This is a genomic window from Candidimonas nitroreducens (genome assembly GCF_002209565.1).
GTDB classification, from domain to species: Bacteria; Pseudomonadota; Gammaproteobacteria; order Burkholderiales; family Burkholderiaceae_B; genus Candidimonas; species Candidimonas nitroreducens.
In genome coordinates this window covers 386,904-407,493 of sequence record NZ_NJIH01000004.1, presented here as the reverse complement: position 1 = coordinate 407,493, position 20,590 = coordinate 386,904, and the positions used below count along the sequence as shown (strand labels likewise).

Annotated in this window: 33 protein-coding genes; 11 read left to right on the top strand and 22 right to left on the bottom strand. The window is 59.3% G+C overall.

The window, feature by feature from the left end; all coding sequences use genetic code 11:
* Positions 1–12 precede the first annotated feature (12 nt).
* The 20 genes from CEY11_RS09425 to CEY11_RS09330 form a co-directional block, all read right to left on the bottom strand.
* The gene (locus tag CEY11_RS09425) at positions 13–999 is read right to left on the bottom strand and encodes a phage major capsid protein (protein WP_088603104.1); all 987 of its coding nucleotides are present in this window, start codon (positions 997–999) and stop codon (positions 13–15) included.
* A gap of 14 nt (positions 1,000–1,013) precedes the next feature.
* Entirely contained in the window at positions 1,014–2,093 is a 1,080-nt protein-coding gene (locus CEY11_RS09420; protein WP_088603103.1) for a hypothetical protein, read from the bottom strand.
* A gap of 73 nt (positions 2,094–2,166) precedes the next feature.
* Positions 2,167–2,550 carry an FmdB family zinc ribbon protein gene (locus CEY11_RS09415; RefSeq protein WP_088603102.1) on the bottom strand — a complete coding sequence of 128 codons (384 nt, stop codon included), beginning with the start codon at positions 2,548–2,550 and terminating at the stop codon, positions 2,167–2,169.
* Positions 2,550–4,829: a hypothetical protein gene (locus tag CEY11_RS09410; RefSeq protein WP_088603101.1), complete on the bottom strand. Its 2,280-nt coding sequence runs from the start codon at positions 4,827–4,829 to the stop codon at positions 2,550–2,552. Before CEY11_RS09410 ends, CEY11_RS09415 begins: the two co-directional genes overlap by 1 nt.
* A complete protein-coding gene (locus CEY11_RS09405) occupies positions 4,830–5,066 on the bottom strand; it encodes a spike base protein, RCAP_Rcc01079 family (RefSeq protein WP_088603100.1) in 237 nt (78 codons plus the stop codon). It lies immediately after the preceding gene.
* A complete protein-coding gene (locus tag CEY11_RS09400) occupies positions 5,063–6,499 on the bottom strand; it encodes a hypothetical protein (RefSeq protein ID WP_088603099.1) in 1,437 nt (478 codons plus the stop codon). Before CEY11_RS09400 ends, CEY11_RS09405 begins: the two co-directional genes overlap by 4 nt.
* Positions 6,492–6,938 carry a terminase small subunit-like protein gene (locus CEY11_RS09395; protein WP_088603098.1) on the bottom strand — a complete coding sequence of 149 codons (447 nt, stop codon included), beginning with the start codon at positions 6,936–6,938 and terminating at the stop codon, positions 6,492–6,494. Before CEY11_RS09395 ends, CEY11_RS09400 begins: the two co-directional genes overlap by 8 nt.
* Positions 6,939–7,205, bottom strand: coding sequence for a hypothetical protein (locus CEY11_RS09390; protein ID WP_088603097.1), 267 nt, complete (start codon positions 7,203–7,205; stop codon positions 6,939–6,941). It lies immediately after the preceding gene.
* On the bottom strand, positions 7,202–7,369 hold the full coding sequence (locus tag CEY11_RS25375; protein ID WP_158215254.1) for a hypothetical protein: 168 nt from the start codon (positions 7,367–7,369) through the stop codon (positions 7,202–7,204). The genes CEY11_RS09390 and CEY11_RS25375 overlap by 4 nt, the downstream gene beginning before the upstream one ends.
* Before the next feature lie 119 nt (positions 7,370–7,488).
* Positions 7,489–7,902: a hypothetical protein gene (locus CEY11_RS09385; RefSeq protein WP_143322755.1), complete on the bottom strand. Its 414-nt coding sequence runs from the start codon at positions 7,900–7,902 to the stop codon at positions 7,489–7,491.
* Positions 7,889–8,083 carry a hypothetical protein gene (locus CEY11_RS09380; protein ID WP_088603095.1) on the bottom strand — a complete coding sequence of 65 codons (195 nt, stop codon included), beginning with the start codon at positions 8,081–8,083 and terminating at the stop codon, positions 7,889–7,891. Before CEY11_RS09380 ends, CEY11_RS09385 begins: the two co-directional genes overlap by 14 nt.
* 1 nt (position 8,084) lies before the next feature.
* Positions 8,085–8,447 carry a PDDEXK family nuclease gene (locus CEY11_RS09375; protein ID WP_233154811.1) on the bottom strand — a complete coding sequence of 121 codons (363 nt, stop codon included), beginning with the start codon at positions 8,445–8,447 and terminating at the stop codon, positions 8,085–8,087.
* Positions 8,444–9,163, bottom strand: a complete 720-nt coding sequence (locus CEY11_RS09370) for a metallophosphoesterase (protein WP_198958868.1) — start codon at positions 9,161–9,163, stop codon at positions 8,444–8,446. The genes CEY11_RS09375 and CEY11_RS09370 overlap by 4 nt, the downstream gene beginning before the upstream one ends.
* A gap of 193 nt (positions 9,164–9,356) precedes the next feature.
* Complete coding sequence (locus tag CEY11_RS09360; RefSeq protein ID WP_088603093.1) at positions 9,357–10,004, bottom strand: DUF6475 domain-containing protein; 648 nt, start codon at positions 10,002–10,004, stop codon at positions 9,357–9,359.
* Entirely contained in the window at positions 10,001–10,735 is a 735-nt protein-coding gene (locus CEY11_RS25540; protein WP_198958867.1) for a hypothetical protein, read from the bottom strand. Before CEY11_RS25540 ends, CEY11_RS09360 begins: the two co-directional genes overlap by 4 nt.
* Complete coding sequence (locus CEY11_RS09350; RefSeq protein ID WP_088603092.1) at positions 10,735–11,139, bottom strand: nuclease domain-containing protein; 405 nt, start codon at positions 11,137–11,139, stop codon at positions 10,735–10,737. Before CEY11_RS09350 ends, CEY11_RS25540 begins: the two co-directional genes overlap by 1 nt.
* Before the next feature lie 25 nt (positions 11,140–11,164).
* A complete protein-coding gene (locus tag CEY11_RS09345; RefSeq protein WP_088603091.1) occupies positions 11,165–11,638 on the bottom strand; it encodes a class I SAM-dependent methyltransferase in 474 nt (157 codons plus the stop codon).
* The gene (locus CEY11_RS09340) at positions 11,638–12,066 is read right to left on the bottom strand and encodes a hypothetical protein (protein WP_088603090.1); all 429 of its coding nucleotides are present in this window, start codon (positions 12,064–12,066) and stop codon (positions 11,638–11,640) included. Before CEY11_RS09340 ends, CEY11_RS09345 begins: the two co-directional genes overlap by 1 nt.
* Positions 12,066–12,287, bottom strand: a complete 222-nt coding sequence (locus CEY11_RS09335; protein ID WP_088603089.1) for a hypothetical protein — start codon at positions 12,285–12,287, stop codon at positions 12,066–12,068. Before CEY11_RS09335 ends, CEY11_RS09340 begins: the two co-directional genes overlap by 1 nt.
* Complete coding sequence (locus CEY11_RS09330; protein WP_233154810.1) at positions 12,284–12,652, bottom strand: hypothetical protein; 369 nt, start codon at positions 12,650–12,652, stop codon at positions 12,284–12,286. The genes CEY11_RS09335 and CEY11_RS09330 overlap by 4 nt, the downstream gene beginning before the upstream one ends.
* A gap of 77 nt (positions 12,653–12,729) precedes the next feature.
* Between CEY11_RS09330 and CEY11_RS09325 the strand changes: the two genes are divergently transcribed.
* Positions 12,730–12,915: a hypothetical protein gene (locus CEY11_RS09325; RefSeq protein ID WP_088603088.1), complete on the top strand. Its 186-nt coding sequence runs from the start codon at positions 12,730–12,732 to the stop codon at positions 12,913–12,915.
* Between the two features lie 58 nt (positions 12,916–12,973).
* Here CEY11_RS09325 and CEY11_RS09320 read toward each other — a convergent pair whose 3' ends face one another.
* Entirely contained in the window at positions 12,974–13,324 is a 351-nt protein-coding gene (locus CEY11_RS09320; protein WP_088603087.1) for a hypothetical protein, read from the bottom strand.
* On the opposite strand from CEY11_RS09320, the gene CEY11_RS09315 reads away from it, so the two are divergent.
* The gene (locus tag CEY11_RS09315; RefSeq protein ID WP_088603086.1) at positions 13,323–13,898 is read left to right on the top strand and encodes a hypothetical protein; all 576 of its coding nucleotides are present in this window, start codon (positions 13,323–13,325) and stop codon (positions 13,896–13,898) included. The genes CEY11_RS09320 and CEY11_RS09315 overlap by 2 nt on opposite strands.
* Positions 13,899–14,285: 387 nt before the next feature.
* Here CEY11_RS09315 and CEY11_RS09310 read toward each other — a convergent pair whose 3' ends face one another.
* Positions 14,286–14,534: a transcriptional regulator gene (locus tag CEY11_RS09310; protein ID WP_158215253.1), complete on the bottom strand. Its 249-nt coding sequence runs from the start codon at positions 14,532–14,534 to the stop codon at positions 14,286–14,288.
* Positions 14,535–14,619: 85 nt separating this feature from the next.
* Between CEY11_RS09310 and CEY11_RS09305 the strand changes: the two genes are divergently transcribed.
* The 9 genes from CEY11_RS09305 (at position 14,620) to CEY11_RS09275 (ending at position 20,443) form a co-directional block, all read left to right on the top strand.
* Entirely contained in the window at positions 14,620–15,342 is a 723-nt protein-coding gene (locus CEY11_RS09305; protein WP_088603084.1) for a S24 family peptidase, read from the top strand.
* 39 nt (positions 15,343–15,381) lie between these two features.
* Positions 15,382–16,191, top strand: a complete 810-nt coding sequence (locus CEY11_RS25100; protein WP_143322752.1) for a hypothetical protein — start codon at positions 15,382–15,384, stop codon at positions 16,189–16,191.
* An 878-nt stretch (positions 16,192–17,069) separates the two neighbouring features.
* Complete coding sequence (locus CEY11_RS09300; protein ID WP_143322750.1) at positions 17,070–17,381, top strand: hypothetical protein; 312 nt, start codon at positions 17,070–17,072, stop codon at positions 17,379–17,381.
* Positions 17,378–17,518: a hypothetical protein gene (locus CEY11_RS25370; RefSeq protein ID WP_158215252.1), complete on the top strand. Its 141-nt coding sequence runs from the start codon at positions 17,378–17,380 to the stop codon at positions 17,516–17,518. Before CEY11_RS09300 ends, CEY11_RS25370 begins: the two co-directional genes overlap by 4 nt.
* 1 nt (position 17,519) lies before the next feature.
* Positions 17,520–17,723 (top strand): hypothetical protein, encoded by a 204-nt coding sequence (locus tag CEY11_RS09295; protein ID WP_088603082.1) that lies wholly within the window; start codon positions 17,520–17,522, stop codon positions 17,721–17,723.
* Entirely contained in the window at positions 17,720–18,139 is a 420-nt protein-coding gene (locus tag CEY11_RS09290) for a hypothetical protein (protein ID WP_088603081.1), read from the top strand. The genes CEY11_RS09295 and CEY11_RS09290 overlap by 4 nt, the downstream gene beginning before the upstream one ends.
* Positions 18,136–18,855, top strand: a complete 720-nt coding sequence (locus tag CEY11_RS09285) for a hypothetical protein (protein ID WP_088603080.1) — start codon at positions 18,136–18,138, stop codon at positions 18,853–18,855. The genes CEY11_RS09290 and CEY11_RS09285 overlap by 4 nt, the downstream gene beginning before the upstream one ends.
* 224 nt (positions 18,856–19,079) lie before the next feature.
* The gene (locus CEY11_RS09280; protein ID WP_198958866.1) at positions 19,080–20,210 is read left to right on the top strand and encodes an AAA family ATPase; all 1,131 of its coding nucleotides are present in this window, start codon (positions 19,080–19,082) and stop codon (positions 20,208–20,210) included.
* On the top strand, positions 20,210–20,443 hold the full coding sequence (locus CEY11_RS09275) for a helix-turn-helix domain-containing protein (RefSeq protein WP_088603078.1): 234 nt from the start codon (positions 20,210–20,212) through the stop codon (positions 20,441–20,443). Before CEY11_RS09280 ends, CEY11_RS09275 begins: the two co-directional genes overlap by 1 nt.
* Positions 20,444–20,590: the final 147 nt, after the last annotated feature.

Sequence of the window (20,590 nt, the reverse complement as noted above, 5' to 3'; positions counted from 1 at the left end):
GGTTTCCTCCGATTACGCGTGCATGGCGCCTTGGAGGAACCGGGCCGAGCAAACCAGGTTCCCTTGCCACAGGATGGGGATGACCACGGCATCCTGATTTACCGACCGTAGCTCGTCTTCCATGGTCATGTTGGCATCACGGTGCGCCACCAGTTCCAGGTAGTCGGTGTTCAGGAAGTACGCGTGGCCCGCGGGAATGCCGCCCGACGAATCGAAGAACACATCCGCGTTCTTGTACTTCATCGAGATCATGCCGCCTTGGCCGTTGTCCTCGGGCGCATAGCGCTTGAGGCTGGTCTGCGACATTTCGTACATGCCGAAGTAATCGTCGGACATGACGATCATGTCAGGCATGTCGGTGCCGCGGGTCAGCTTCACCCAAGTTGGCTGCATCAGTGATTCGATGGTCGTGGCGCTCGGGGTGATTGCGCCGCCGCCCTGAATCGGCGCTGCGGCCGACTGCACCAGGTTCTGCCAGAAGGCCCAGGTGGCCGCATTGATGCCGCCCACGGTGCCCTGGCCCGAATCGGCCACAATCGCCTGCAGGCCGTTGATCTGGTTCGCCGCGGTGCCGTCCGAGTAGATATCGACCGACATGCCGTTGGCGAGCGAGCGCTGAGCGTTCGTGATCTTGGCCTTGGTGAAGTTGATGATGCGCTGCGCACCTGCGTTGGTGCGCAGTTCCAGCCCCGAGGCGGCGACGTTGACCGCGATCTGGCGCCACGGGTACTCGGCCGCAGTCAGCACATCGACCGCGTTGATGTTGAGCACGTCGTAGCCGCTGTAGCGCTGGTACGTCGAGTTGGCTTGATAGTCCAGGGGCTCGACGATGGACAGGCCGCCATCTTCGATGCGTACGCGCCCCTTTTCCGTCAGCCGGCGGAAAAGCGCATTGTGCTTGGAGGTGTTGTCGGCCACCGTCTTGCGGTGGTTCCTGTAAGTGGTCGATACCAGTTCGGTGAAAGCGGTGAACAGGCTCGACTGACCCGGAGATGCCATGGTTGGCTCCTATATCAGTTGATGAGGCCCAGCTCGCGCGCCGTGGCCTCGATGTCCTCTTCCATGGTTCGGTGTGCCGGTGCGGCAGGAATGCTTGCGCGGCCGTTGGGTCGCACATTGTTCGCTGCTGCTTTCTTGGCGCTCTGAACCTTCTTGCGCCGCTCTTCGTCCGCTTTCTGCTGCTGTTGAGCCAGCCAAATGGGGTACGTCTGAGGGTTTGCACGCATTGCCATTTCATAGGCGCTTTCAAGGTCTTTGGCGCGACCACCCTGCAAAAGCAGGGCCATATCAGGCTGTAGAACCGAGAAATGCTCGTGATCAGGGTCTGCGGCGAACGCGGCAATTTCATCGTCGATAGCCGAGTTCTCGGCTTGCGAGGCTTGTTGCTGCGCTTGAAACTGTTGCTGCTGCATTTGCTGGATCTGCGTTTGCAGTTGCTGCACGCGCGGATCCGGGGGATTCTGTTGCTGCCAGGCCTGTTGGCCAGCCATGTTCTGGAGGCCCTGGGCGAGCGTCGGCAGGTCAATACCGTAATCGCCCGCAATTTTCAGGAGCATTCCGACCTTCTGCGGCATCGGCGAGTAGCGCAACAGGTGGTCAGCCTTGAAAAGCTCCTGCGCGGCGCGCTGCGGCGTCACGCCAAAGCCCTGGATGGTCGCCAGGTAGGGCTGCACCGTGCGATCCCATTCCTTCGATGATTCGGCGCCGGCCTTGTACTGCTCGATGCCCTTGTGAAAGTCGTTTTCCCGGCGCTCGATCTCCGCGCGCACGCCCGGCGAGAGCTTTTCGAACTCAGCCAGGGCGGCTTTCTTCCAAGGCGGCCGGAAGGCGGATTCTGGCGGGGCTGCGTCTTCCTCTCCATTCTCCGCACTGGCTTCTGCGCCCTCGTCAGGCGGCTCGGCGACCGTATTCTCGGCATTCGTATCCGCTTCGCTGGCATCATCGGTTTGCGCCGGCGTTTCCGCCGCAGCAGCCGCCGGCGGTTCAGCGGGCGTCGGGGGCTCTTCGCCGAAATCACCGCCAAAGGCGCCCTTGGCGCGCAGTTCTCGGTAGGTTTCGGCCAGCGTTTCGTCGATGTCGGGAATATCACTCATTTCATGGGCTCCAGGGCGTTAAAAACCGCCTCTGCGGGCGGTGTGTTGGGATAAATCGAGGCGAGGGCGCACCTCACGACGCGAGACCCTCCAGCGCGCGCTGTTTCGCTGGGCTCATATTGCGGTAGGTGTCCACGATGGCCGACTCCACGGCCGCCCCGTAGGCTTTGTCAGCTTCCGCGGCGCGCCGGTGCGCTTCCTGCTTCTCCGCGGCCATACCTTCCCAGGGACGGCAATGGTTGCGGCGCAGATCCTCGGTGCGCTGGCGCCGTCCTTCCACCCAATGGCCGTCGATGGGGGACTGGTAGCCGGGCAGATCAGCCTGCACGGTCGGCGCTTCGATGATTCGATGCATGGCCCCATGGCATTGCGGCAGATTGGCGTCACGCTCCGCGATGCGCCGGAAAATGGTGTCGTATTTGCCGCATGCGTGGCAGCGGACTGTGTACATGGGCATTATGCGTTCTCCGATTCGGCGCTGGCCGCGTTCGCAGCGGCGATCTGGGTGCCGGCCAGTTGGGCGCCAGCGGCCACCTCAGCCACTTCGACCTTGGCACGGTTGTTCAGCACCGCAATGAGCAGCTGGAATTGCTGTTGCATGGCCTGGGTCTGCTGCTGAACAGCGGCTTGCATTTCGGCCTTAAACCGCTCCAGTGCCATTTCGTTGGCGGCGCGCATGCGTTCCAGGGCGGCATCCTGCTCCATCTGCAATTGATTGCGTTGGGCTTCGAGGCTGGTCTCCTGCGCGGCCTGCGCGGCCTGGGCCTGCTGTTCGGCCTGCGCGGTCTGCGCATCGAGCGCGGCCTTGTGCTCAGCGGCCTGTGTTTCTGCCGCGATTTCGGCTTGCTTGCCCTGCTGGCGCAACTGCTCGACTTGCAGCTGGAGAGGGGGTTGACCCTTGGGCGGCGGCTGCATCGTCTCGATGGCGTCTTCCACGGCGTTGCCCATGCGGAACTTGCGCGCCACCATCAACATCATTTCCTTGAAGGCAGGGAAGGGCAGAATACCCATTTGCACCAGGGGGCCGACCTCTTTGGTCAACTGCACCAGGGCGGAAATGACGGTTTCCAGATCGCTCGCATCCTCTTGCTGAATGGCGGCAATCGTCGAGTCGGTCTCGATATCCACCTTGAAGGTGCGCTGCAGGTCGTTTTTCAGAGCCGCGTCGATATCCTCCCAGGTAATGGGCTTCGGTGGCATGGGTGGCGGCTGCTGCCCCTGTGCGCGCGCTGTCTGGGCTGCCATCATCAACTGCACTTGCTGCATGGCGACCTGCGCTTGCGTGGGGAAGGGGAGCGCCGTCATCTGCCTGAGCGTATCCAGTCCGAATTTGTTGCAGATCACCTGGGCCTGCAGTCGGATGATGTCGCGGATGTAGCGTTGTACGGCCCGCTGCATGCGCGCCAGGCGCGTCATGCCGAATTGGGTCTTCAGCGCCTGCGCGCCGTAGGTTTCCGCTGGATCTGTTGCGCCGCGCATGATGTCGGCAATGCCGGTGAGCTCGAAGATGACCTGCTTGCATTCCGCGCGCTGCTCGTAAAGCGTCTTCACCACCGCGACGATCTGCTCAATCGGCGCGAACCAGATGGCTTTTTCGATGCCCCCGTTTTCGTACAGCTGGCGCACGCTTTCGGCCGCTGGTACCAGGTCGTTATCCGCACCCCGGAAGAGTTCCGAGATCTGGGTGCCCAGCGACGGGTCATAGATCGCCCTCGCCTTACAGGCGTCCACCAGCTTATTGATGCGCGTGGAGATGCGGTCGAGCTCTTCGGCCTGTTCCCGGTATTGGTCATACAGCGCCGTGGGGTTGAAGGTGTCGGAATCATCCAGCGCGCGCAGCGGCTCGGGGAGCGGGAAGAAGTGGTCGAGCTCCAGCGGGTCTTCTTCGGTTTTGCAGGGGTTTTTCGGATACTGCTGGCACACCCAGATCACCGTGCGCGATTCTTTGTCCCAGATTTCCCAGATTTCGGCGGTCTTGAAGAGCGCCATTGTCTGATCATCGGTCACACGCTGCAGTTCAGGGTCATCCGGGCCGCCGTTCAACGGTATGGTATTGCCGATGCCTTTACCGAACCGGCGTATCAGTTCCTCGCGGTTGAGGTCGTGTCGGAATGCCCACCAGGGTATTTCCTTGAACGTGCGTCCCGGGCCGCAGAGATACTTGTCCCATGCCACATGCTCAATGGGTGCATTCTCCCAAGCCAGTTCTTCGTTCTGCTCGCCCTCCTGCGCTTCATGATCCCACTGCGTTTCGTCGGATTCTTTGCCGGTCTGCGCCGTGTCGCCCACCTGCACGAGATCCGGCACGTAGCGCACGCGCGAAATGCCACGGCCCAGCACCAGCATTTCCAACACGTCGTAGCGGATTTCGGTATCGAAGTCCGTGGTCTGGTGTTGGAACATGAGCGAACGGTTCATGACCTCGGCAATGGCTTTGCCTAAGGCGTCCGTATCGCCGAAGCGCCGGCGCACGTCGGGCTGCGGCAGCGAGTTGTAAACGGCGGGCGCGAGGATCTCGGTGTTTGCGTACAGGCAGTTGTAGCTGTTCTTCTTGCGGCCCACCGATGAGCCGTGATACAGATCCCAGAGCTTCTTGCAGCGATCATGCCACGGCTTCATCCGCTTTTTGGCAAGCGACAGTTCCACCATCCAGCGGCGCACGATCGCATCCTGGCCCTGGCCGAATGCTGCGGGAGTATCGACGCTGTTGATGGCGCCGCTGTTGTACTCGGCCACTTACGCCAGCCCCACCAAGTCGGTAGCCGTGGTGTTGATGGAATGCACCTGCCACACCTCGATGGGAAGCACGGCGCCCACGGGAACGGCCTTGAACGTCACCACGTTGCCGCCGGCCGTGCGCACAGTAAGATCTCCTGTGCCGCCCACATAGATGGCGCGGTAGGACTGCACAGCAGTGTCGCTGGGGGTGATGGCGGCCGCGGTCTGGTAAGTTGCCACATTGAGCTGCATCATGCGTTCTCCATTTCCCGGCGCTTTGCGGTGCGCCGGGCGATCAATTCATCAATGGTGAGTTGCGTTTCCCAGCGTGGTTTGGGCTTGGGCGGCTCGACCTTCTGGGTTTTGTGGGAAACGGCGAGCATGCGGAACGCATCCGCAGGATTCGAGCACCAATCATGCAGGGGGTGCTCGCGGAACACCTTCTTGTCCTCGTCCCACTCGCGCCGGTATTGACCCAGGGCCTCCATGCCGCTGAATCCCGCACCGTCATCCACGTCGCATGCTTCGTCGAACCAACAGCGGGGCAGCATCTCGCGCACGGCCTGGATGCCGTCCTGCACGGACAGGCTGGGCACGATCTCGACATGATCCCAACCCACGCCAGGGATGCGCTGGCCGTCCTTTTCGACGCCATTGACAAGCTGCTCCTGCACGCTCTTGCCGCCGCTGGCCAGGGTCTTGGCCTTCGCGTCGTGCGGCAGATACAGCTTGCCCAGCTTCGCGCCGTGAGCCTGGAGCCACTTCCACAGCCAGTCGAGGTAGAACGCCACATCTTGGCCGTTGCTGCTGTGGAATCCGTTGACATGGATCGCGCGCCAGGGCACTTGGAACGGCCAGATGCTGGTGTCGTCGGTGCGCCCCAAGTCGAATGCAAAGTGCACCGGCAGCTCCGGCTCGACGGGCACCCGACAGATGCGACCCTCGGCTTTGATCTTCGCGACCCACGCCCCGTAGTAGCTGCCCATGACCGCGGCGTCGAACGAGCAGTGATACTCCTGCTCGAACATGGCGCTGCCGAAGTCCTCGCCGAACTCGGCAATGAGGGCCAGCCGCTCCTGCTCGAGTTGCTCGGGCGTGAAAATGCCGGTGTGTGTGGCTGTCGAGATTTCAGCGTGCGCGCCGGGCATTTTCAGCGCTGCCTTGTACATCCTCTCCGCGTGGTTGTGGCCGCGCGGCGTGGTGATGAACATGCTCCAGCCGCCGTTTTCCAACAGGATCGGACGTACGTACGCCCATGCCGCAGGATTCGCGAGCGCCCACTCCGAGAACACCACGCCGGCCGGGCTGGAGCCCACCAGGGTATTGAATCGATCACTGCCACCGACCTGCCACGTCGCGCCGTTCACGAACTCGATGAACATTTCCTGCTCGCGCGTCGTCTTGCGCAGCGCCACAGGGAAGGCCTCGTCGATACGGCGTTTGCCGGTGTGAGGATTGACCGCCGACCAGATGGCCTTGCGGGCGTGGGCAGCTTCGGGCAGCAGGTGCCAGTAGCTGCCGGGGCGCTCGAATGCAGCACAGCCTGTCCAGCGCAATGCCACGTCATCCTTCCCCCAGCGGCGATGCGCAATTTCGTAAGCGTAGCGCCCCCCTGACTCCAGATAGGCCCACAGCTTGCGCTGATGCGGCCTCGGCTGCCAGTTGTGGGGAAGGGTGATTTCAGGCATCGCCGAACTTGATGATCTTGACGGTGAGACCCACTTCGCCCGTATGCGTGGCCTCGATCTTGTCGCCGTACTTCTTGGGGGCGAGCTTCGACGCGGCCCACTTACGGGCATCCACGCGGAGCCGCGACCGGGCTATCCACTCGTGATTGGCGACTTCATACTCGCTGCCGTCATCATTGGTGCGCGTGACGGTGTCCCCGCTCGCATCGTCGGCGATTTCGATGATTTCCGCAGCTAATTTGTCGGCTTGCCGTTCGCGCGCGCGGGCGTAGTTCTGCTGAAAGTCTTCATGAGCCGCCAGCCATCCATAGATCGTCCGCTCCGGCGGCATCCAATCCGTCCCAGCGAATTGATGGACAGCTTCTCCCTGCGCGATGCGTTCGCAGACGGCTTGGCCTACCGCATCCGTGTATTGGGTGGGGCGGCCTGTGCGCGCCATTTATCGCCCCATCTGCGCCAGACGCTCGCCCACTTTCTTACCAGGGAGCGGTGCGGATTTCTTCGCGGGCTTGCCTAGCACCTTGTCAGCCTTGGCGTCAATCTTGGATTTCTCCGACTCAGACATGCGTCCGGCCTTGACCGCCTGCGAGGCTCGGGCTTTGGCATTCGCGGCGTGACTTCTATCGGGAATGGGGTAGCTGCGCGCCGGGCCGGCGAATTTGCCAGAGGGAAGTTTTTCGCGAGCGGCGGTGGATAGTTTGCTCATGCGGGCTCTCCCAGGCGCGCGGCGCGGGGGGACGTTGATCGAGTCGAGGCGCGATGCTTGGAATGAGGGCGCAGCGGGACTGGGCGCGAAACCTTGGATTTCGTGGATTTCTTGAGGCCGGCTTCGCGGAACCAGTCTTTACCATCTTGAGTTGTGAGAGCCATGGGAACTCCGAAAAGCCAAGCCCCAAAGCAAAAGCCCCACGTTTTCACATGGGGCTTCGTTTCTATCGGACGCAAACCGACCGCCAAAGGGCTCGGTCGCTGCACCAGCGTGCAGGTAGTCAGATTGTCTTGGCGCAATTATCACCCATGCATTCGGCAAGCGCAACTACCCGTTGGAATTGCTCCACCGCATCCGCGCGCATTGGCTCATACGACCGAAACCGGATCTGTAGCACCCGACAAGTGAAGCGCATGTCGCTGGCGTGCACATAGTGGGCCTTGAGCAGCGCTCGCAGTTTCGCATCCATGCGATAGGCAGCGCGGCACCAGCACCATTCGATGGTTTCCGCGTCCGACTCATCAATTTCTGGCTTGGCCGATACTTCGCGGTAGCCGTCGCGGATCTGTCGGCCATGCGCGACCGCGAGCAGTTCGCAGACTTCGGCGGTGGGGCTCGAAACTGCGCCGCCCGCATCGCGCCGGTAATAGGCGCCCCAGTTTTCCAACCGCCGCTCGAAGTCAGGATCGATCATTGGCAACGCGCCCCATGCTCACCGCCCGCGGCAGCGCATCGATCTCCGCAGCCCGCAGATGCGGTGAAGGCCGATAGGGCTTCGGCTTTGGATGGTAAGGCGGCTGCGCGATCTGGCCGGAGCCGGGCGTCTTGACGTGGCGGGTTGCGTACATGCGGGCGGTTTTCGGTGTGCTGGGCATGTCAAAACTCCTCGACGGCCCAACCGCCGCCGTCTTTCTTCGGGCGAACCTTGAGCGCGACAAATCGAAATGGGTACATGTCGGCCGCGATCTTGATCTTGGCCCGGGCGTCGTCCTGCCAGAAGCCTTTGACTTCGTGCAGCTCGATTTCGCCGTTCGGTTTCATGACGGCGAAATCTGGCGTGTAGAACGTGTTGTCGGCCAAGCGCAGCTTCAGGCCCTCGAATTTGTGCCAGAGGATGCCGCCGGTGGCTTGCAATGCCGATAGGTGAGCGGCGTAGGCCTGCTCGGTTTTGTTCATCTGGCCCGGCTTCAGGCGGCCGAGCGCGTATAGGCGCTCCTGGGCCTTAGGCAGGCGCATCATGCCGACTCCCATTGCAGTTTCGGCGCCACCGGCGGGATGGCCTCCAACGAGTCCAAATTCAGAAGTGTGAAATGACCACTGCCGTCAGGTAGCCAGCCGCCAGTGTCTATGTGCCAAACATTGCCCAGAACCGCCGGACGGCGCAGGGGCGTATGTCCAACCACGACGGCCCGTATTCCAGAAACGCCAGTACGATCTTCCGATTCAATGCGGCCCCTCGACCACATTGCTCGATCCCGAGCGACACGATTGAGCAATAATTCCGTTTCCAGATCACTCCAATCTGCAACGGGACAGTCAGCGTGGACAATTCCGATGAGGCCTTGACGCGTTTCGACCTCAATCGCAGTCGGGAGCGCCTCAAATGCCGCGCCAAATTCCTGCCGATGCCGGTAGTCCATAGCCATAAACCAATCGCCGCCATTCCGGCTGTAAATGCCCTCGTCGATTGGGTTTCCCCGAGCGCAGCGAATGGCAATGTCTTCATGGTTGCCTTGCACAGGATGAAACCAGGGCTTGGCAAGCCATTCCAGCACTGACTGGCATTCCGGCCCGCGGTCAACGAGATCGCCGACACTGAACAGGCGATCCGTCAATGGATCAAACCCCGCGTCATCTAGTGCCTTTTGCAACCGAGTGAAATGACCGTGAATATCGCCTACCGCGAAGTCTCGACCCCAATTGTTTCGCTCGAAGTATTGGATTATCTGCATCATTTTTCTGCCCTTAATATTTCCTTGATCTGCTCGCTCAGGGGCGCCGGCAGCGTCGACAGGAATTGATCCTGAAGCCTGCGGCTTGCTCGAGCATCCGGGCTTCTGAGCATTTTCATGTACCGGACGCCGCAGGCCACGCAGCCTTTTTGATAGGCCGGTGCGTGGGTACAGAGAAGTTGAATGTGGCCCGGAGTCATGCCGCCTGCGCCCTCGGCGCGGCCAGCGCCAGCATTTCAGCGTCGCCCAACCGTTCAAACCCGACCGCGGGTTTATCTGAGGCGCCCAGCAACACGCGCTTTGCGGTTTCGCTGTTTCCGATCAGCACTGGCGGCTGCGATTTCAGGCCGTTCTGGTTGTTCTGCGCTTCCGCAATGCCGATCAACACCTTGGGGTATTCAGGAATCTCGCTGCGCACGCGGTAGCCGCGATAGCGAGTTTCGAACTCCTTCGCGACGAACGGCCATTCACGCTCATCCTTCGAACCCAGCGCCATCCAGCCGCCCATGTCCTGCAGTACCCGGTGGATGACCGGATCATCAAACGCGACGCTGGCGTAGGTACCAACCTGCCGGATTGCCTTATCCACCTTCGACCAGGCCATCATGGCGCCATCCAGGGTAGAGCCCCGCAACATCTTCACGACATCGGCGGGCTTGGGCATGAATTGGCCAGAGTCTGGGTTCACGCAATGGCGATTTAGGGCGTCAGCCACGGCGGCGAAGTCGAATGACTTCATAGCCTCCCACCACACGCCCAGGGCGAAGCTCGATGTATCCTGGCGATAGAAGGCGTAGACGTTGCCCATCAGCGTGTAGAACTGTTTTTTGTCCGATTCGGTCATATCGCCGTCCTCATCATTTCGTTGACAACAGCCTGATTTCTCGCCTCAAGCGCTTCTTGCCGGCTCATCCCCGCACCTTCGTTTTTCACCCATCCGGCCTCGAATCCCTGCCAGCCGCGCTCGACGCATTTGCGCAGCGCTGCGTCCAGCGTCATGCCGGCCCGGCCAGCCTCCCGGCAGATGCCATCGAGGGCCAGCGGCGTAAGCGGGCTTCGTTTTCGTTTTCGGATAGCCAGAAATTCCGTGGCGACCTGTTCGTCAACGTCTTGAGTTTTCAGGTCAGCAACAGACAGCGACGCGGAACGCGTTGCGGGTTTATTGTTTTTCTTCTGTTCTGTATCTGTTCTGTTCTGTATCTGTTCTAGGGCGTTACCGGAACGTTCCGGTAACGTTTCACATGTTTCTTGTGCCTGTTTCTTAGCCTGCCGATGCTTGCGAACCCGCTCTGTGCTTGAGTCTGAGACATATTGGCGACTTTCCCAATTGATCAATGTCCAGTCCTCATTGATGAATCCGCGCCGGACAAATACAGCTTTCGTCTCGGCCAATTCATCTTCCGAAATGCGCAGTGCGAACGCTATTGATGAGTCTCTTTCTGTTTCGTGGAACGTTTCAATACCGTTACTGCATTGCAGGCAAAACAACATCAGTAAGCGGCGCTGCAATGCCTCGCTCATCATTTGAACCTTGGGATCCGTGGCGAACTCCGCATATAAACGAAACCAATCCATTACGCAGCCTCGATAGAAATTACGTGGGCATCGCGCACCTCTTCCCATCGGGCCAGCGCGTCAAAGAACACCGTCCGCTTTTCCGCGCGAGTCGCCGTCGTCCCAAAATCCAGCCAGTAGTGGCATGGAGCGCAGCCCGGCACGCTGAAGCGGTCTGCTGCCTTGATTCCCATCCCCTTGCCGGTATCGGCCCAATTGCCGTGGCAATCGACCACCGTCGGGTCATTCGGAATGTGCGGACAGATGCCGGGTACTTTCAAGTAGCAGTCCTGACCGCGGCAGGCATCCAAGAGCTTGCGGTCGTGGTGTCCGGCGACCTTGTGCTTGCGCCGGCCTGTGTGCGCCATCGGCTTCTTGGCGCGCAGCGGGGTTTTGCGCTGGAGGGTGGCGTGGCGTTGCATCATGGGCGCTCCGATTTGCTGATGGAGGTCATGCTGCCTCCCTCATGAAGGCGATCCAATGCGTGCCGTTGCGCCGGCCGTATTTGTGTCCGAAAAGTGGCTTCGAGTCCGTCAGGGCCAGGATTTGCGACACGGGAATCTGGACTTCCGCCCACTTGAAGATCAGGATGCCCTCGGGCTTCAGGACGCGGAAGCATTCGGCAAAGCCGCGGCGCAGATCGTCGCGCCAGTCGTCTCCCAGGATTCCGTATTTGGCCCGCAGCCAGGATTCACTGCCGGCTCGGCGCAAATGCGGCGGATCGAAGACGACCAGCCGGAATGACTCATTCGGGAACGGCATCGCCCGGAAGTCCATGTTCAGGTCGGGCGTGATGTTGAAGGCGCGGCCGTCGCACAGCGTGTGTTCTTCGCTACGGATATCGCCGAATAAAGCGCGCTGGTCGGCCTGGTCGAACCAGAAGGAGCGGCCGCCGCAGCAGGGGTCGAGGATGATTGCATCCATCACGCGGCCTCCCTCAATTCCAGCATCACTCCGCGCGGCTCGAAATCCGCCTGCATGGCGGCGATGTAGCGGCCGATCTGGTCTTTGTCCATCAGTGACGTGACAGGCCAGTAGCGCATGACCATGAGCTTGCGTTCATAGGGCAGCGGCTTGATGGCCGAGTCGTAGGCTTCCCGGAACTGCGGATCTTCGGCGCGCAGGATCGGCACGCCGTGATGCAATTTGCAGTAGCACTTCCAGCCTGCTGCGTCGTCTTCGCGCAGGGCATTGGCGATGATTTCGTATAGAACATGCGTGCCAGCGTTCTGCGCCATGGTGCGCGGCGCGGGAGTGAACCGAGCCACCCAGCCCTCGGGGACGGTCGTCGCCAGCTTGGCGGCGAATACCCGGGCCTGGGGATTGGTGAGAGGGATTACCTGGCGTTCCATCACGCATCCCCCTTGCTTCCCAACCGCCGAATCGCTATCGGCAGATCCCGCGCGTGTCGAAATGCGTCCTTGGCCATCCCGTACGCCGCGCACGGTACGCCGGGTTCCAGGCTGGCCAGGGCGTCCCATTGAGACAAGCGCTTACGGTCGATGGTGGCTTGCTGGACGAGGTCGCGGGCCTGTCGTAGATACTGGATGGCGTGGCGAGTGGTGGGGGTCATGCTACGAGCCCCGCTTTCTTGAGCAACGGCATGAGCGAAGCAATGGCCTGCAGTGCCTCATTGCCTGCCGCTTCCCTCTCCATCGACTTGTCGTTCAGAAATTTCTCGACCAAGTAATAGATCGGCGTGTAGTCCTTGGATTTTTGCAGGTAGGTTTCGAGATCGTCGATGCCGAACTTGCGCGGGCTGTCGTCGCTCAGCTGATTGCTCAAATTGCCGGGCGATTCGTTCAGATCAATGGCGCAAGTGGAGAGTCCACGCTTATAGATGCTCGTGGCCACGCAATCGCGCAGGTTGCGGTGCGTCTCTGTCAACCCTGGCGCGAAGTTCAGCGTGAGCTGGGTTTTCTCGGCTGAGATATTCACTGATAAAACCTTTTGTCAGTCGTTGTCACAGCGCTGGAAAAAAATATCGACATCGCAATCCACCTCGGAAACCACGCATGGACGCCGCCCCGCACCCCGCCGACAATCGCCCCATGGATCATGAACAGCTTTTCAGCGAGGCCGTGCGCCTGGCGTACCAGACCTTTGAGGACGCGACCGACGAACACATCACCGGTGTGTTCGCGGTGTTGGCCTGGTACGCGCAGCGCGGGCAGCACGTGGATGCGCTGGTGGTGCACTGAGACATCGCCTGGGCCGATCGGGATGCGACGGTCCGCCGGATCGGGGCGCCAGGGGTTGTTATTCATGGGCGTATGGCGTCGAGAAGGTGGGAAACTCCTGTCCGGCGCAGCGCCCATCGCCAGGAATCGAAATCGTGCTGCCGGAAATGCTGCATGTGACGGGCAGATTGTTTGGCCAGCCGGTACGGGGGTTGATCGGAGTGCCTGGGACTTCCTGCGGCATTTGCGGCGCGGGCGCATGGTCGATCCTGGCGCGCTTCATCGCCTCATCGATTTGCTGCGCCATATCGGCTGCAGTAGGGGCCGGGTTGATGAACTGGCCCGGGGGATGCGCGGCCTTGATGGTCGTATCGCCGATGGTGATGGACTCGCCCGGGTAGAGTGTGATGAGACGGTGGGAATTAAGCATGTGTGACTCCTATATCCCCGCGCGCCGTAGAATCTTGTGTACCGACTACACCTTCATCTACGACGGGGGGATTCTTATGGACTTGACAGGTTCGCCGCTGTATCACGCCACATCGGTTTCTTTGGCTCCCGACAGCATCATTGAGCCGGGAAATTTCGGGCGCATTTTGAACGACTACTCTCACCCCATGGATGCGCATTCGTACATGATGCTTGCCAGAGAACTGCTTTTCGAGCAGGTTCGCCTCACGTCCTATCCACAACTTCCGACGCGCCTGAAGTCCTGTTTTGCATTCGTCGGTAATGACGCTGCAAAGCGCGGCTTTCCAGTGATGGGGCGCTATATGATTCTTTATCGAGTGGAGATGATTAATCCAACTGCAATGCGCCACTATGGGGATTTCACATTGCTCGAGGCGCCCCAAGGCGGCCAATGGATGGGGGCAACGCGAGATCGCGCCGAAAGATATTGGGCCGGGCAGCAAGGCTATATCACCGAACTCGTGACTGCATCGCCCTTGCGTATAGCGGAGCGTGTTCATGTCGATGACTTGCCTTCATCACCCCTGCTGTAGGGGAAGTACGCGATGAGCGGGTTGTGCGCTTCGGCGCCCCCAGGCCACGGTGGGATCGGTAGAGGTGCGGTGAGGCGTGCCTGTATCTCTCTTACGGATTGGGGAGGGTCATAAGTATGGACATGAGGAGACGGCTCGGGCGCCGAAGTCTTTATGCCCTGGACATCCTGCTTGATTTGCGCAATCGCGTGCATCAGCGTCTCTGGGCCGCCGTAGTTGAGGTGCGCGTGGGTTTCGGGCGTCCAAGGTATTGGCCCATGGGAATGGCTCCCCGTGGTTACAGGGGGAATCCCCAGTGCGGAAACGATGGCGCTTGCCAAGCGCTCGATGCGATCGAGTCGATTCGCGATGCCTTGGAGGGTATCGGGGGCGGCGTATTCATATCGATCAGGCATGGCTCGGCTCCTGTGGTTCGGTGGCGAGTTCGGGCCAGATGCGGCCACCATCGAGCGGGCGGCATTTCGTGCGATCTACTGCGCCGCCAGTGAAGCGCTCAACGAGGGGACACAGTTCGGCAGGCATCGGACGCAACCCGGATAGCATCTGCGACAAGTAGGACTCGGAGATGTCGAGCGAGCGAGCGAGTGCCGTTTTGCGACCGCGTTCGGCGCCGAGAAAGTCAATCAGTTCGATCAATTTTGGGGCTTGCATGCATCGATTTTCGCACAAGCTAAAGTTAAAAACAAGCATATGCGAAATTAGCAATCGCTAAACTTAAATCATGGAACCCATCATCAGCGCCCGACGCCGCAATTTGACCCTCCTGATCCGCGAGAGGTATGCTGACTCGCAATCCAATTTTTCCGACGCCACGGGGATTTCCCTTTCGCAGCTCGGCCAATGGCTATCCGCAGAAGACAGCCCACACCTGCGCAACATGAGTGAGCGGTCGGCCCGGAAAATTGAGAAGAAAGCCGGGTTGCCCACGGGGTGGCTCGATCAAGAAGAAAAAGAGGGAGGAGACATGCAGAAAAGCAACGTGGTGACCATTGCGCCCAAAGTCCATGACGACGTAACGATCAATCGATACGACACCGGCGGTTCAATGGGAGATGGCCTGGAACTGCGCGATCAGCCCGGCATCATTCAAAGCTGGCGCGTGAGTCCCGAATGGCTGGAACGCAACGTGCGTGCGCACAGTAGCGCAAAAAATCTATGCATCGTAACGGGCTTTGGCGATTCCATGCAGCCTCTGTTCAACCCGGGCGACCCATTATTGGTAGACATCGGCATTAAATCGGTAGAGTTTGATTCGATCTACTTCTTTCGAGTCGGTAATGATGGCTATGTGAAAAGACTGCAACGAATACCTACTGAGCAGGGACTCATTATTCGAGCAATCTCAGAAAACCGCGCGGCCTACGAATCTTTCGATATAAAGCAGACCATGGATTTCGAAGTATTGGGACGCGTTTTAAAAGTATGGCGCAGTTTAGATTTTTAGGCGTTCGCGCGCTCATTATTAACATGAAGAGATATGGGCATGAGCGAAAAGCCTTCTAACGAATCTACCAATATTATTAAAACTAAAGAAAGTATAGAATGGACTGATCAGAATGGGCGCCAACGCAAAGTGCGACGCGCAATTCGTACTTTTTGGGTCGAGGCGACGGAACTTCAAATATGTGCTTCTTCTACCTCCTATGAAGATGAGTTGGATTTAGATAATCCAATGCAGATTTCCCTGCAAGGGAAGGCAAAGCTCGAAGATCGAAGCATTGAAATTATTGGTGATCATGAATCGCGCGCAGACCTGATTTCAATAAGACTCCAACACGCAATCGGAGACCGTCATGAATGGATCTTTAAAGACGCCCCCAATGGAATTATACGTCAGGTGATCCTAGGATATAATGCCGCAAATTGGGAAATTGGAAATGATAGCGAATGGTTTGTAGAAATTTCGCTTGGTGAAGATCAAATAAAAATACTTAAGACGGCCGTTCAAAATCGAAGCCTTTCAGAGTTAAAAATTGGCCTATACATTCCAGAGTTATACGCGGAGGAATGGTACGCCCCTCCGTCAGCAAAGATTGAATGGTTTATTCTTCCAGAGCCAATTTTTATGTACGGGAAGGTCTCATCTATAGTTGTCCGTCACAATCCTGTGCAATTAGCGGAATCCGCCTCAAAAATTGATATGGATATTCAAAATGCAATTTCAGGAGCCGCTCCCGATCCTATAGCCGATTCCATAAATATGTTTGGAGAAAAATTGGGTAAATTGGTGCAATATATTGGATGGCTCGTTGTTTTTGTATTCGTTATTTGCGTTGCCTTGTTTAGAAAATAAAACCACCATTATGGATATTTGCTAAGCTGCCTGATGGCGGCTTTTTGTTGCGCGCGCGACGAAAGGGCGTCTCATAGTTTGGGAGGTTTCCAAAAGGAGCCCCCAAGAACGAAACAAATCGCGCACCCGGCCAAATAGCAAAATGCCCCGAGCATTCCAAAGAGTTCCAGCATCCCGAGATCATTCAGATGCGTCAAGACAATCGCTGACCCGCTTAACGTGCCAATCCACCAGATAACAGTTGCCAGTCGTTTAAGCATCACTCCTCCCTTCTTTGTTGCCAAATCATACATCCCCTGAGTGTTGCGTTAGGGATTTCCCTTGGCGTCTTATTTTCGCAAATGCTTGACTTGTGATTTAGCTTATGCGAAAGTAACGCTCATCGCCTCACCCAACACGAGGCACGTTCTTTGACAACCGAGACAGAAGCGAGGGCATTGGCATCCGAGCGGATACCCGTAGAGGGCGAACGCGGCAGGGCTCCAAACGTACCGTGCGCTGACGTAAGCACCGCTTACGCCTTTGCATTGGTGCCAACCATGCACCTGCCCGCCAGTATCCGTAAGGGCCTGGGCGTGTCGTCAACCACACCCACGCGCACTCCCTGCCACAGGGTTACCTGCGCTTTGGGTTGGTGCTTCCTGGCGTTTGCGTTCTAGGTTCCCTTCAGGCTGGCGCTCAGCCGTTGACGCGGCCGCGCTGGATAGGGAGATTCAAAAATTGGGTCAAAACGATCCTCTCTTTGGATTCCCAAGTGAACCCTGACACAGTTTGTATCAGGAAGCCGCGCCCAGGGTCAATGCCCTCCCTTCTGTTTCGGTTGCTCGAGATAGCGCCTCGCCAGAGGCACCGGCCCAGCCGGAGCATGGGAGAACAGCATGGAAAACACAGAGCAGCGCGCAGGGCATACGCCAGGGCCGTGGATTTATTACGCCGATACGCCCAGCGCAGATCCAAATTGGCACATCGTCACAACGGCAAACCGCATGCGCGTCTTGGCGAATGTCCACATCGAACCGGGTAACGGAATGGACGTAGCCAACGCTCGTCTGATCGCCGCAGCGCCGGATCTGGTCGACGCTCTGCGCGTCGCCTACAGCGACATCCGGCGCCTTCCAGGCTACACCATCGACATGCTCGGACGCATTGAAGCCGCCATCGCCCGCGCTACTGGGGACGCACAGTCATGAGCGCAAACAAATACGACGGCCAAGGCGGCTACCAAAAAGACTCCAGCCGCATTCCCGAAGGTGCGTGGCTCGGCGCAGCCGTAGTTCTCGGCACTGCGGCATGGCTGCTGATCATCGGCGCGGTAGTGGGGTTCTGACATGGACATTTTCCACGCCACGATCCACGACGACTCACACCAAATCAGCATCAAGACCAGCGATTGCAAGTCGCCGGATTACCCGGCTGCCGTGTTCGTTCAGAGTGGGTCTTTCGCGCTGATGGTCAGTGCGTCGATTGCACGCGAACTCGGCCAGCAGTTGATTGCGGCTGCGGATCACTACGACGCGAGGGCCAAGCCATGAGCCTCTTCTACCTCGACCACCAGCCCATCCAGTCCTGCGGCGACGACTACATGCGCACCGGAGCCGAAGACGACTGGACGCCGGCCCAACAGGCGCAACGCGACGGCGAATATCACGACGAATACACCCGTTGCTACAACGCCGTACGCCAGCAGATGATCGAAACGCTCGCCGGCCGGTTTCCCGTCTGCCCGATCTTCATCGGAGGGCGGCGCCAGGTGCTCACAGGTGCTGAGATTGCTGCTCTGTTGATCGAGGGCAAGGACGCCATGGCCGAGCTGGGCAAGCTTTTCGCATCACCCCTGGATGCTGACGCAAAGGCTGAATCGTGGGTATGGGCATCCGGACTTATTGAAGCATTGGTCGTTGAGACCGCGCGGCACTTCGCAAAAACCACAATTGGAGAAGAAGCATGACCCAAAAATACGAGTTCGTCGAAGGCGACGAAAAGACCATTGCTCCCGGCATTGTCGTCAAGCGCATCCGCGCGCTGGTGGCAATTGCTGCAACAGCCTGGACGCCAGCCGTCACGCCGGGTGACCTGGGCGGCTACATCCAGGGCGTCGAGAATTTGACCCAGGTGTCCGGCGATGCCTGGGTGTACGGCGATGCCTGGGTGTACGGCGATGCCCGGGTGTACGGCGATGCCTGGGTGTACGGCGATGCCCGGGTGTCCGGCGATGCCCGGGTGTACGGCGATGCCCGGGTGTACGGGGATGCCTGGGTGTCCGGCGATGCCCGGGTGTCCGGCGATGCCCGGGTGTACGGCGATGCCCGGGTGTACGGGGATGCCTGGGTGTCCGGCAATGCCCGGGTGTACGGCGATGCCTGGGTGTACGGCGATGCCCGGGTGTACGGCGATGCCTGGGTGTACGGCGATGGCTTGATTTTTTGGGCCTCCAAGGTTGGCTCTGAAAACGGCACGCTCACCGTCTACAACGCCAAGGACAACACCCTAGAGGTCACGCGAGGATGCTTCCGCGGGACACCAGAGCAATTCTTGGCGAAATCCGCCGATGTCCACGAGGAGCGCATCCAGCACGAGTACCGGCTGTTGATCGAGGTCGCCGCGTCGCGAATAGAGGCGGCTCGCGCTGCGGTGGCTGAACCCGCCGAGGCCGTCAATGAATAAGCCCCTCGACCCCGCCTACGTTGAGGCCCTGCGTCGCAAGCCTTGGCTGCCGCCCGAAATCTATGTTTATCCTGCTGCGACCAGGATCGGGGTTGAGCGAGTCTTGCCGCCCATGCCTGAACCGAAGCAAGAGGCTGCGAGATTCGACTGGCGGGATGCGGCGTGCCTGCTGGCCGTCGTAGTGTTATGGGCCGTGGCTGCACTTTAGGGAATTTGGAGAAATCATGAGCAATTTATTTCAACGCGCAACGAATACCCAAGCCTACTTGAAGGCTGGCATCATGGGTTTCGCCGGCGACGGCAAGACCTATACCGCCACCGAGATCGCTATCGGCTTAGTCGAACTAATGCGCCAGCGCAAGCTGGCCGAGGGTGACCGTCCGGTGATGTTCCTTGACACTGAAACCGGCTCCGATTGGGTCAAACCGCGATTCGACGCCGCCAGCATCGAGCTCTTCACGGCCAAGACTCGTGCCTTTGTGGATCTGCTGGCTGCCGTGCGCGAGGCCGAGTCAGCCGGCTCCGTCTTGCTGATCGACTCCATCAGCCATTTCTGGCGCAACATCACCGAAGAGTACGCAAAACGCAAGAACCGTAAGCGTGGTCTGGAGTTTCAGGATTGGGCGTGGCTAAAGGCTGAATGGGGCAAGTTCACTGACCTGTTCGTCAACAGCAGATGCCACATCATCATGTGTGGCCGCGCCGGCTACGAATACGATTTCTTCGAGAATGAATCGGGCAAAAAGGAATTGACGAAAACGGGCGTGAAGATGCGCGCCGAAACAGAGACCGGTTACGAGCCTTCCATTCTGATCCTGATGGAAAAGAGCCAGGAGTTAATCGAGGGCGGCGGCACTCGCGTCTGGCGCACTGCCACGATCATGAAAGACCGTTCTACCCGCATCGATGGAAAGACCTTCCATAACCCCACGTTTAAGGATTTCTTGCCTCACATCGAATTTCTGAACCTCGGCGGCGAGCATGTGGGCGTGGACACCACGCGAGACAACGCCGAGCTTTTTGCCGAGGACGGCGAACCGAAGTGGCAGAAAGAACGACGCATGAAGGAAATTGCGCTCGATGAAATCGGGGAAATCATCGGCAAGCACTATCCCGGCTCGAGCGCGGAAGCCAAGCGCACGAAAGGCGACTTGTTGGAAGAAATCTTCGGCAGCCGGTCGTGGGAGCGCATCAAGACATTCGATTGGCCCACGATCTCGGATTGCCGCAATGCGCTCTGGCTGAAGCTGGAAAAGAAGCCCTACGAGTGGGTGCGACCACCCATTGCCGAAGAGCCGCCCCAGGACGAGGGCGAGGACGGCACCAACGCTATTCCAGAAGCCGAGGCCGCGTGATGACCGGGATCGAGCACATGGTCGCGCAAATGTCCGGCACGCTTCCGCTTCCCGCATGTCCGGCCGCCATTGAGCCGCGAGTTTCTCTTACCCGGCCGTCCGTATTCGAACGCGGTGCGGCAATCGAAGAACTGCGCGCCGAAGGCCTAACCACTCGGCAGATTGCCGAACGCCTCGGTGTTTCCCGCAAGTCGGTAAGCGCGTGGGAAAGCCAATGGAGGAAAGTTCAGTGAGCCACCCATACAGAAAGCAAAGGCACGCCAAGCGCGAGGCGCAGAGGCAGCCGCCCGACAAAAAGCAGCCCGTCGATGGTGGCAAGGATTGGGACACGCCATGCCAGAACTGCGGACAAGTGCCAACTGTGCACCCGACTGGACTAT